Source organism: Acidovorax sp. FJL06 (assembly GCF_003852545.1).
Taxonomy (GTDB): Bacteria; Pseudomonadota; Gammaproteobacteria; order Burkholderiales; family Burkholderiaceae_C; genus Acidovorax.
This window is the reverse complement of sequence record NZ_QAJR01000014.1, coordinates 98,844-109,884: the sequence shown is the minus strand read 5'-3', so window position 1 is coordinate 109,884 and position 11,041 is coordinate 98,844. Positions and strand designations below refer to the sequence as shown.

Here is an 11,041-nt window from a genome sequence, read left to right as displayed (position 1 = left end):
AGGCCGGGGTGTGCGCCCGGCGGCGCAGTAACTTTCTTTCGTCTCGCCGAAAGAAAGTCACCAAAGAAAGGGCGACCCTGCTGTCTGCGACCCCTTCGCTGCGCTGCGGGGCAACCTGGGGTGCTCGGCCACGGGGTGCACCGCAGAACTCGCTGCGCGCCTTCGGCGCTCCGCTCGGACAACTGCGGTGAGTCAGTTCACGAAGCATGCGCGCTCCGACGCGCATGCCACCCCGCGCCCTGCGCGCCCCAGGCGCATCCAGAAGGGAACCCAACGGACATCCACGCGGGCCTTTGCTTCGCTCGGCCGCGCCTGCGCAGCGCGTGGCGCTTGCGCCCGCGAGATGGGGCCGAGCGCAGCAAAGGCCCGTGTGGCTGTTCGGCTGTTGGATGTTCGGCTGCCCACCCCCTGCTGGCTGCGCCTGCGGCGGGGCGGTTGGGGGGTGGCATGGGCGTCGAAGCGCCCATGCTTCGTGCTCTGACTCGCCGTGGCTGTCCGAGCGGCGCTGCGCAGCAGCAAAGCGAGTTCCACGGCGCACCCCGCAACCGCCCCGCCGCAGGTTTGCCCCTTCGCTCCGCGAAGGGGTCGCAGACNNGCCGGGGCGACAACCCGGCTCCCGCCCTCAACCCCAGCACGCCTTTCAAACCAGCACGCCAAGGCTTCGACAGGCTCAGCCCGAACGGTTGGGGTGTGTGCCAAGGCTTCGACAGGCTCAACCCGAACGGGTAGATAGGGCGCAGAACAAACCCTGGGGTCTGCTACACAGCCCGCGCCGACAAAGCGGCGACTGCCTTCAGACTGCGCTGAAGTCAGGCTTTCTCTTTTCCATAAACGCCGAGAACGCTTCCCGCGCTGCCGGCTCGCGCAACATGCGCCCAAAGCTCACGCCCTCTTCGGCAATCACCTCCAGCACCTTCGCCTGCTGCCCACCCTTCATCAAGCGCTTGGTTTCAATGAGCGACGACAACGGCTTGGCCGCCAACTTCTTCGCCTGCGCCTGCGCCACCCCATTGCACTCGGTCGGCGGCACCACCCGGTTCACCAGGCCCACCTCCAACGCAGCCTCGGCCATGAACGGCTCGCCCAGCAGCAGGGCCTCGGCGGCGCGGTGGTAGCCCAGCATCTGCGGCACCAGCAGGCTCGAAGCAGCCTCGGGGCACAGGCCCAGGTTGACAAACGGCATGGAGAACGCGGCGTTGTCGCCCGCGTAGACCAGATCGCAATGGAACAACATGGTCGTGCCGATGCCCACGGCCGGGCCGCACACGGCGGCGATCACGGGCTTTGGGAAGGTGGCGATGCCGCGCAGGAAACGGAACACGGGCGAGTCCTGCGTGGCGGGCGGCTTCTGCAAAAAGTCGCCGATGTCGTTGCCCGCGCTGAAGATGGCCACGTCGCCCTGGAACACCACCACACGCACATTGGCGTCGGCCTGCGCGGCCTCCAGCGCGTCGGCCATGGCGGCGTACATGGCGCTGGTGATGGAGTTCTTCTTGTCCGCGCGGTTGAAGGTGATGGTGGCGATGCCGGCTTCGGTGTGGACGAGGATGTCGGGGGAGCTGCTCATGGTGCGGTTATTCCTTGTAGTAAACGATCTGGTGGCTCGTGGCCAGCATGGTGCCAGCCTCGTTCCACAGTTGCACGGTCTGGTCGAAGAAACCGTTGCGAAACTCCTGGCCGCGCGCCTGGCCCAGCAGGTAGCCCGTGCCGGTCTCCTGCAGCTGCGCCGCGCCCGCGTGGAAGTACACGGTGATGGACACCGTGCCGGCCGGAACCTGGCGCGCGCGGCGCAGCCACACGCGGGGGAAGAACACATCGGCCAGTGCGGCCAGGGCGCAGAAGTCCAGGGGGCGCTCGGGCGCGTCGCGCATCCACAGCTGTGTGAGGCTGTGGTCGCCGCTGCCATCCCAGGTGCGCGGGACAAAGCCGGCAATGGGGCGCATCTCGTAGCGGCGGAGCCACTCCACGGCGCCCTGGGGCGCCACGATGGCCTTGTGCTCGGTGGGCGGCGGCACCACGGGCATGGGCACATCGCCCACGCTCCAGGTCTCGCGGCGCACGGCCGTGACGGCCGTGGCGGTGGTCGTAACCACTTGCGCGCCCTCGGCATCGGCCTGCAGGATGGACAGGGTCCAGTGCTGCGTGGAGCGGTTGGTGCGCACGGGCACGGCCTGCACGGCGAAGGGGCCGGCCGCCAGCGCACCGGCATAGTTCACGGTGAGCGAGAGCGGATCACCGAGCCGGTCGGGGTGCTGCATCAGGGCCCGCAGCAGCGCGGCGGCCGTGATGCCACCAAACGGACCCACCATGTTCCAGTAGCCCGCATGGGTATGGCCTTCGTACTGGCCTGCGGCAGCGGACGGCGAAGGCGCCAGCTGCAGCGCTTCGTCCAGGGGGTGGGAGTGGGGGGATGAAGTCGTCGTCATGGTGCGGGAAGTGTGCCGCCAAATGGGGGCTCAGGCCGTCGTGCCGGTGACTTCATGGGGCAACACACCGCCCAGGCCCGCCAGCGCTGCGGCCGCGCGCGGCCACAGGCTCTGGCGGAACTGGTCGCGGAAGAAGCCGAAGTGGCCGATGCGCCGCACCTGCACATCGGCCGGCGTGATGCTCTCCACCCGGCGTTCGGTGTTGGTGTACAGGTTGACGAGGTTGTGCGTGCCGCGCAGCGTCATGAGCTCGTCGTCGGCCATGGACAAGGCCAGCACAGGGAAGCGCACCGCGCCATAGCTTTGCGCCACCGCAGGCCCTTCGGCCCCCACGCTGTAGGCCGGGTGCAGGCACCAGCGCCGCCACTGCAGGATCACGCCCGCCGGCAGGTCGCCCACCTTCTTGAGCGTGCGCCCTGGAAAGTAGCCGCACAGCCGCGTGGCCAGCGGCACCAGCACCCACCAGAAATACGGAACGATGCGCTTGAGCTGCGGCGCGTTGTCGCGCCAGTAGCCGCTGCCTGCGGCCACGCTGAGCAAGCCCGCCACCTGTTCGGGCTTCTTGAGCAGGCCCGGCAACTGCGCGCCCAGGCTGTGGCCCAGCAGGTACAGCGGCTGCGACGGCAGCGCGGCCTTGGCCGCAGCAATCACCGCCTCGTAGTCCTGCGCCCAATCGAACAGATCGGCCTTCACATCGCGCATGGCGCCCTGCAACGAGTCGCCATGGCCGCGGTAGTCGAACGTGGTGACCCGAAACCCCTGCTGTGCCATCCACAGCGCAAAGGCCTTGTAGAACGACTGCCGCACCCCCATCGCGCCGCCAATCACGACGCTGGCGCGGGGCGCGCCCTCGGGTTCATAAACACGCAGCGCCAGCGACACGGCGCCGTTGACCTGCAAGGTTTGCTTGTTCATGTCTGTCTCCTTGTTTCGAAACCGATCTGCGCCGGCTTGAAGAAAAGAAACTATCGCTGAGGGCTGGACCCTGGCTTCGACAGGCTCAGCCCGAACGGGCGGGATGAAAACGTCCAAAATCTTCCTGTCCCGGTTCCCCTGCCTTCACACCCAACCCTCCAGGGCGTAGCGAGCGGGATCAGCTGCTAGGCGGACGGAGCACAGGAACCGGAACGTACTTCCTGTACGTGAGGATTCCGAGCACCGCCCAACGACGCAGATGGCCCGCGCAGTAGCCAGTTACAACGCCTCGATGATGCCGGCGGCGCCTTGGCCGGTTCCTACACACATCGTGACCATGCCGTACTTCAGCTTGTGCCGGCGCAGCGCATGCACCACCGTGGCCGCCCGAATCGCGCCCGTGGCGCCCAGCGGGTGCCCCAGCGCAATCGCGCCCCCCATCGGGTTCACATTCGCAGGGTTCAACCCCAGCGTATTGACCACCGCCAGCGACTGGGCCGCAAACGCCTCGTTCAGCTCGTACCAGCCAATGTCGTCGCTCTTCAAGCCCGCATAACGCAGGGCCGCAGGAATCGCCTCGATGGGGCCAATGCCCATGATTTCAGGCGGCACGCCGCGTGCGGCGTAGCTCACAAAGCGGGCCAGGGGCGTGAGGCCAAACTGCTTCACGGCCTTTTCGCTGGCCACGATGAGGGCACCCGCGCCGTCACTGGTCTGCGAGCTGTTGCCCGCCGTGACGCTGCCGCGCGCGGCGAACACGGGCTTGAGCTTGGCCAGGCCTTCGAGGGACGTGTCGGGGCGGGGGCCTTCGTCCAGGCTCACGGTGCGGCGCTTCTCCACCACTTCGCCAGTGGCGAGGTTGGGCGAGCGCTCCACGATCTCGAAGGGCGTGATTTCGTCGGTGAACTCACCGGCCTTTTGCGCCTTGATGGCACGCAGGTGGGATTCGAGCGCAAAGGCGTCCTGCGCCTCGCGGCTGATCTTCCATTGCTGGGCCACCTTTTCGGCCGTGAGGCCCATGCCGTAGGCGATGCCCACGTTCTCATCCTTCGCAAAGATTTCGGCGTTGAACGATGGCTTGTTGCCACCCATGGGCACCAGGCTCATGGACTCGGCGCCGCCGGCGATCAGCACGTCGGCCTCGCCCACGCGGATGCGGTCGGCGGCCATCTGCAGCGCGGTGATGCCCGATGCGCAGAAACGGTTCACCGTCACGCCGCCCACGGGGTGGTTGAACGCCAGGCCCACGGCAATGCGGGCCATGTTCATGCCCTGCTCGCCCTCGGGGAACGAGCAGCCGATGATCGCGTCTTCAATCGCCTTGGGGTCCAGCGTGGGCACCTGGGCCATGGCGCTCTGGATCGCGGCGACCAGCAGGTCGTCGGGACGGGTGTTCTTGAAATAGCCGCGACCGGAGCGCCCGATGGGCGTGCGCGTGGCAGCAACGATGTAGGCGTCCTGGACTTGTTTTTGAGCCATGGTGTTGAAACTCCTTCAATTCTTGGCGGGGCGGCTGGAAGGAACCCAGGCCCACGTAAATACACATTCGACCGGCTGCACGCCGGCTTCGTCGGTCACGGTGACCGCCACCTGCACTTCGCCCTTGTCGCTGGCCTGCATGGCGGCGCGCTGCGCGGTCGTGAGCGTGGCCACGGCCTTGAGGCCGCCCGTGGCGCGCTTCTTGAACGCCATGGACAGCTCCTTGGCCAGCGGGATGCAGTCGTCGCGCACGTTCATGCCCACCACCATGCCCGTGGCCGTTTCGGCCAGCAGGTTCATGGCCGAGGCATGCACACCACCGATGTGGTTCTGCACGCGGTGCTCGTTGGCCAGGTGCACTTCGACGCGCTCGGGCGTGAGCGACACGAACTTCACCCCGGCCGTGCCGGTAAAGGGCACGGCCCGGCGCAGGATGATGTTCTGCACAAAGCCGCGCATGAAGGCGGGTGCCTCGTCCAGGCGCATCAGCGAGCGCTGCAGTTTGTTGGGGACGTGTTCGCTCATGTTGGTACCGGTCGATCAATCGATCAGTTGCGAACCGGCTTGCCGGTGGACAGCATGCCCAGGATGCGCTCGTGCGTCTTGGGCTGGGCGATCAGGTGGCAGAACACCTTGCGCTCCAGCGTGAGCAGGTATTCCTCGCTCACCAGCGCGCCCGCATCCACGTCACCGCCACAGACCACCTCGGCGATCATCGCGCCGATCTTGAAGTCATAGGCGCTGATGAAACCGCCGTCGCGCATGTTCACGAGCTGCGCCTTGATGGTGGCCAGGCCGCTGCGGCCCGCCACGGGGAACAGGCGCTTGTGCGGAGCACGCCAGCCGCTGGCGGCCATGGATTGGGCTTCGTTGATGGCCACAAACAGCAGCTCATCCTTGTGAGGCACGATGATGTCGGACTCCAGCAGGAAGCCGAGCTTGCGCGACTCAATCGCGCTGGTGCCCACCTTGGCCATCGCGGCGGCGGTGAAGCCTTCGGTCAGGAAAGGCAGGATGTCCTTGCTGGTGGAGGCCGCCATGTTCTCGGCCGCGCGGCGCGCGATGTAGGTCAGGCCGCCAGCGCCGGGCACCAGGCCCACGCCCACTTCCACCAGGCCGATGTAGCTTTCCATGTGGGCCACGCGCTTGGCGGAATACACCGCCAGCTCGCAGCCACCGCCCAGCGCCATGCCATGGATGGCCGCGACCACGGGCACCTGGGCGTAGCGGATGCGCATCATCAGGTTCTGCAGCTCCTGCTCAATGCTCCCGACAGCGTCGGCACCGCCCACCACAAAGGCCGGCATCGTGGCTTCCAGGTCGGCGCCCACGCTGAAAGGTGCGTCACCGGACCAGATCACCATGCCCTGGTATTCGGTCTCGGCCAGCTCCAAGGCTTCCATCAGCGACTCCATCACCTCGGGGCTGATGGCGTGCATCTTGTTCTTGATGCTGGCGATGACGACCTTGCCATCGAGCGTCCAGGCACGCAGCGCCTTCGACTCGAACAGCGTGGTGCCGGCCGTGCGCCAGTCGGGCAGGCTGGACTCGCCCAGCAGCGGCTCGGGGAAGAGCTGGCGCTCGTACACGGGCAGCTGGCGGCGGGGCACAAACTTGTTTTGCGAGGCGCTCCACGAACCTTGTGCGGTGTGCACGCCGCCGGCTTCGGCCACGGGGCCCTTGAAGACCCACTCGGGCAGCGGCGCCTTGCACAGCGCCTTGCCAGCGTCGATGTCCTCTTGAATCATCTTCGCCACGTCGAGCCAGCCGGCTTCTTGCCACAGCTCGAAGGGGCCCTGCTTCATGCCGAAGCCCCAGCGCATGGCCTGGTCCACGTCGCGTGCGTTGTCCGCAATGGTGGCCAGGTGCACGGCGGCGTAGTGGAAGCTGTTGCGCAGGATGGCCCACAGGAACTGGCCGGGCGCGCCTTCGGCGTTGCGCAGCAGGCGCAGGCGCTCGGCAGCGGGCTTCTTGAGCATGCGGCCGTAGACCTCGTCGGCCTTCTGGCCGGCGGGCACGTACTCTTCGCTTTCGAGCTCAAAGCGCATCACATCGCGGCCGACCTTCTTGAAGAAGCCGGCCTTGGTCTTCTGGCCCAGGTTGCCCAGCTCCAGCAGCTTCTTGAGCACGGCGGGCGTGCCAAAGCTTTCGTAGAAGGGGTCGGTCTCCAGGCTCAGGTTGTCCTGCAGCGTCTTGATCACGTGGGCCATGGTATCCAGGCCCACCACGTCGGCGGTGCGGAAGGTGCCGCTCGATGCGCGGCCGAGCTTCTTGCCCGTGAGGTCGTCCACCACGTCGAAGGAGAGGCCGAAGTTCTCGACTTCCTTCATGGTGGCCAGCATGCCGGCGATGCCCACGCGGTTGGCCACGAAGTTGGGCGTGTCGTGCGCGCGCACCACGCCCTTGCCCAGGCCGCTGGTCACAAAGGCTTCGAGCTGGTCCAGCACTTCGGGCTGGGTGGTGGGGGTGTTGATCAGCTCCACCAGCGTCATGTAGCGCGGGGGGTTGAAGAAGTGGATGCCGCAAAAACGCGGCTTGATGCTCTCAGGCAGCACTTCGGAGAGCTTGGTGATCGACAGGCCCGAGGTGTTGGACGCCAGGATGGCGTGCTTGGCCACGTGGGGCGCGATCTTGGTGTAGAGGTCGAGCTTCCAGTCCATGCGCTCGGCAATGGCCTCGATCACGAGGTCGCATTCCTTGAGCAGGTGCATGTGCTCTTCGTAGTTGGCCTGCTGGATCAGCGCCGCATCCTCAACCACGCCCAGGGGCGAGGGCTTGAGCTTTTTCAGGCCTTCGACGGCCTTGGTGACGATGCCGTTCTTCGGGCCTTCCTTGGCAGGCAGGTCGAACAGCACCACGGGCACCTTCACGTTGACGAGGTGGGCGGCAATCTGCGCGCCCATCACGCCTGCGCCGAGCACGGCGACTTTCTTCACTTGGAATCGGGACATGGGTTTGGGTAGGTTCAATCCGTTCGGGCTGAGCTTGTCGAAGCCTTGGCGAGGGGTGGGCCAGGCCCTGCGACAAGCTCAGGGCGAGCGGGTGGGTGAATGGAGGGTTGGTTGGATGAATGGATCAGCGCGTTTACTGGATCCGTATCCAGGTCTGCGTGCGGCCAAAGGGGCCGATGGAGCCCCGCACTTCGAGCTTCTTGCCGCCGTCGATGGGCGTCATGCGCAGGGTGTAGCTGCGGCCGTTCTCGGGGTCGAGGATCTTGCCGCCCTCCCAGACAGGCTGGGCGGGGTCCTTGCCCTCGGCCTTGCGGGCGCCGCGGATGACCTCCAGACCGAGGATGGGCTTGCCCTTGCGGTCGTCCGAGCACTCTTCGCACACATCGGTGGGCTTGGCGTCCTTGCCGAGGCGCTTTTCGAGCGCCCCGTTGAGCAGGCCGCCGCCCGTGTCGCGGATGCGGATTTCGGCCTTGGCTTCACCGGTCTTGTCGTCGATGTTGCGCCACAGGCCCTCGGGCGTCATCTGCGCCCAGGCCGGCACCACACTTGCTGTAAAAACAATAGCTGCTACCGCTTTGTACATAAGCGCTCCGTGGCAAAAAGGCCAAAAATCCGCGTGTCCGGGGTGACGATCAGGCCAGGGCCAGATCGGTGTCCATCAGCACCTTGCTGCCGGCGCGGGCCGTGCGCATCAGCATGACCGTTTCGGGGAACAGCTTGGCGAAGTAGAAGCGCGCGGTCTGCAGCTTGGCGCCATAGAACGGGTCGGTGTTGCCGGCGGCGATCTCGCGCAGGGCCACCTGGGCCATGCGGGCGAACAGGTAGCCGAACACCAGGTGGCCGGCCACGCGCAGGTAGTCCACGGCGGCAGCGCCCACTTCGTCGGGGTTCTGCATGCCCTTGAAGCCGATCTCGGTGGTGAACTTGGTCATCTGATCGCCCAGCATGGCGATGGGGTTGATGAACTCGGCCATCTTCTCGTTCACGCCCTCTTCTTCCACCAGCTTGCCGATCAGCTTGCCCAGCTTCTTGAGCGTGGCGCCGTTGTTGCCCAGGATCTTGCGGCCCAGCAGGTCCAGCGACTGCACGGTGTTCGTACCTTCGTAGATCATGTTGATGCGGTTGTCGCGCACATACTGCTCCATGCCCCATTCCTTGATGAAGCCGTGGCCGCCGAAGACCTGCATGCAGGCGTTGGTGGAGATGTGGCCGTTGTCGGTGATGAAGGCCTTCACGATGGGGGTGAGCAGCGCCACCATCTCTTCGGATTCGGCACGCACCTTTTCATCGGGGTGGCTGTGCACCTTGTCCAGCAGCAGCGTGCAGAAGATCTGCAGTGCGCGGCCACCTTCGGCATACGCCTTGGCGGTGAGCAGCATCTTGCGCACGTCGGGGTGCACGATGATGGGGTCGGCGTCCTTGTCCTTGGCCTTGGTGCCCGACAGGCTGCGCATCTGGATACGGTCCTTGGCATAGGCCAGCGCGTTCTGGTAGGCCACTTCGGTCAGGCCCAGCGACTGGTTGCCCACGCCCAGGCGGGCGGCGTTCATCATCACGAACATGGCGGCCAGGCCCTTGTGCGGCTGGCCCACCAGGGTGCCGATGGCGCCGTCGATGGCGATCTGCGCGGTGGCGTTGCCGTGGATGCCCATCTTGTGCTCGAGGCCCGTGCAATAGATGGGGTTGCGCTCGCCCAGGGAGCCATCGGCCTTGATGTTGAACTTGGGCACGACGAACAGGCTGATGCCCTTGCTGCCCTTGGGCGCGTCGGGCAGGCGGGCCAGCACCAGGTGCACGATGTTGGCGGTCATGTCGTGCTCACCGGCGCTGATGAAGATCTTGTTGCCGGTGATCTTGTAGGTGCCATCGGCCTGGGGTTCGGCCTTGGTGCGCAACAGGCCCAGGTCGGTGCCGCAGTGGGGTTCGGTCAGGCACATGGTGCCCGTCCACTCGCCGCTGGTCAGCTTGGGCAGGTAGATCTTCTTTTGCTCGTCGGTGCCATGGGCATGCAGGGCTTCGTAGGCGCCGTGCGACAGGCCGGGGTACATGGTCCAGGCCTGGTTGGCCGAGTTCATCATCTCGTACAGGCACTGGTTCAGCACGAAGGGCAGGCCCTGGCCACCGTAGGCGGGGTCGCAGCTCAGTGCCGCCCAGCCGCCTTCGACGTACTTGGCGTAGGCGTCCTTGAAGCCTGCCGGGGGCTTGACTTCGTGCGTCGTCTTGTCGAGCACGCAGCCTTCGGTGTCGCCGCTGATGTTCAGCGGGAAGGTCACTTCGGCAGCGAACTTGCCGGCCTCTTCGAGCACGGCGTTGATGGTGTCCACATCCACCTCGGCGTGGGGCGGCATGGCCTTGAATTCATCGCTGACCTTGAGCACTTCGTGCATGACGAATTGCATGTCGCGCAGGGGCGGCGTGTACATGGGCATGGGGTTTACTCCTTGGAGGTGGTGGTTTGGTTGGAAACTTTGCGGCGCTTGGCAGTGGCGGCGGGGGCTGCTTGTGCGGGGGCGCCTGGCGATGCGGCGCTGTAGCGCGCCAGGATGTTGTGAAAGCCCTGCACGGCCCGGCCCATGGAGCCGGGGGTTTGCAGGAAGCGCGCTTCGTAGTGCAGCGCGAGGATGAGGCCGTGGATCTCGAACAGCATCTGCTCGGCATTGGTGTCGGTGCGCAGCTCGCCCAAGCCCTTGCACTGCTCGATGGCGCGGCGCATGGCGGCGTGCCAGGTCAGCACCGAGCTGGCCAGCGCGTCGCGCACGGGGCCGGTGCGGTCGTCGAACTCAACCGCACCGCTGATGTAGATGCAGCCCGAGTCGATTTCGATCGAGGTGCGCTTCATCCAGTTGTCAAACAGCGCACGCAGCCGGCCCACGCCGCGCGCAGCGGCCATGGCGGGGTAGAACACCTCCTGCTCGAAGCGGGTGTGGTATTCGCGGATGACGGAAATCTGCAGTTCTTCGCGCGAGCCAAAGTGGGCAAACACGCCCGACTTGCTCATGCCCGTGACATCGGCCAACGCCCCGATGGACAGGCCTTCCAGCCCGATGTGCGTGGCCAGGCCCAGTGCCGCCTCGACGATGGCGGCCTTGGTTTGCTGGCCTTTTTGCAGCGCGCGGCCCGTGCCGCTGCGTGCACGGGGACTGCGGGGGGCAGGGCTGGATTCGGGGGTGGCGGACATGTGCACGAATAAAAACGAACGTTCGTTCTATTTTGCAGCAAATTCAGCAACCAGCCAAAACCCCTCTGAAAAATAGGGAGGGCCACCCAAAT

Annotated in this window: 9 protein-coding genes; all 9 read right to left on the bottom strand. The window is 66.0% G+C overall.

Annotation, left to right across the window (positions count from 1 at the left end; all coding sequences use genetic code 11):
- Positions 1 to 793: 793 nt before the first annotated feature.
- Entirely contained in the window at positions 794 to 1,567 is a 774-nt protein-coding gene (locus DBV10_RS09075; protein ID WP_124512754.1) for an enoyl-CoA hydratase, read from the bottom strand.
- Between the two features lie 7 nt (positions 1,568 to 1,574).
- Complete coding sequence (locus DBV10_RS09070) at positions 1,575 to 2,426, bottom strand: acyl-CoA thioesterase II (protein ID WP_199740074.1); 852 nt, start codon at positions 2,424 to 2,426, stop codon at positions 1,575 to 1,577.
- A 30-nt stretch (positions 2,427 to 2,456) separates the two neighbouring features.
- Positions 2,457 to 3,341, bottom strand: coding sequence for an alpha/beta fold hydrolase (locus DBV10_RS09065; protein WP_124512752.1), 885 nt, complete (start codon positions 3,339 to 3,341; stop codon positions 2,457 to 2,459).
- 279 nt (positions 3,342 to 3,620) lie between these two features.
- Entirely contained in the window at positions 3,621 to 4,820 is a 1,200-nt protein-coding gene (locus DBV10_RS09060; protein ID WP_124512750.1) for an acetyl-CoA C-acyltransferase, read from the bottom strand.
- A 15-nt stretch (positions 4,821 to 4,835) separates the two neighbouring features.
- The gene (locus tag DBV10_RS09055) at positions 4,836 to 5,345 is read right to left on the bottom strand and encodes a DUF4442 domain-containing protein (protein WP_124512748.1); all 510 of its coding nucleotides are present in this window, start codon (positions 5,343 to 5,345) and stop codon (positions 4,836 to 4,838) included.
- 23 nt (positions 5,346 to 5,368) lie between these two features.
- Complete coding sequence (locus tag DBV10_RS09050; protein ID WP_124512746.1) at positions 5,369 to 7,771, bottom strand: 3-hydroxyacyl-CoA dehydrogenase/enoyl-CoA hydratase family protein; 2,403 nt, start codon at positions 7,769 to 7,771, stop codon at positions 5,369 to 5,371.
- A gap of 133 nt (positions 7,772 to 7,904) precedes the next feature.
- Entirely contained in the window at positions 7,905 to 8,354 is a 450-nt protein-coding gene (locus DBV10_RS09045; protein ID WP_124512744.1) for a DUF2147 domain-containing protein, read from the bottom strand.
- 49 nt (positions 8,355 to 8,403) lie between these two features.
- Positions 8,404 to 10,200: an acyl-CoA dehydrogenase C-terminal domain-containing protein gene (locus DBV10_RS09040; protein WP_124512742.1), complete on the bottom strand. Its 1,797-nt coding sequence runs from the start codon at positions 10,198 to 10,200 to the stop codon at positions 8,404 to 8,406.
- Between the two features lie 5 nt (positions 10,201 to 10,205).
- A complete protein-coding gene (locus tag DBV10_RS09035) occupies positions 10,206 to 10,949 on the bottom strand; it encodes a TetR/AcrR family transcriptional regulator (protein WP_124512740.1) in 744 nt (247 codons plus the stop codon).
- Between the last annotated feature and the right edge of the window lie 92 nt (positions 10,950 to 11,041).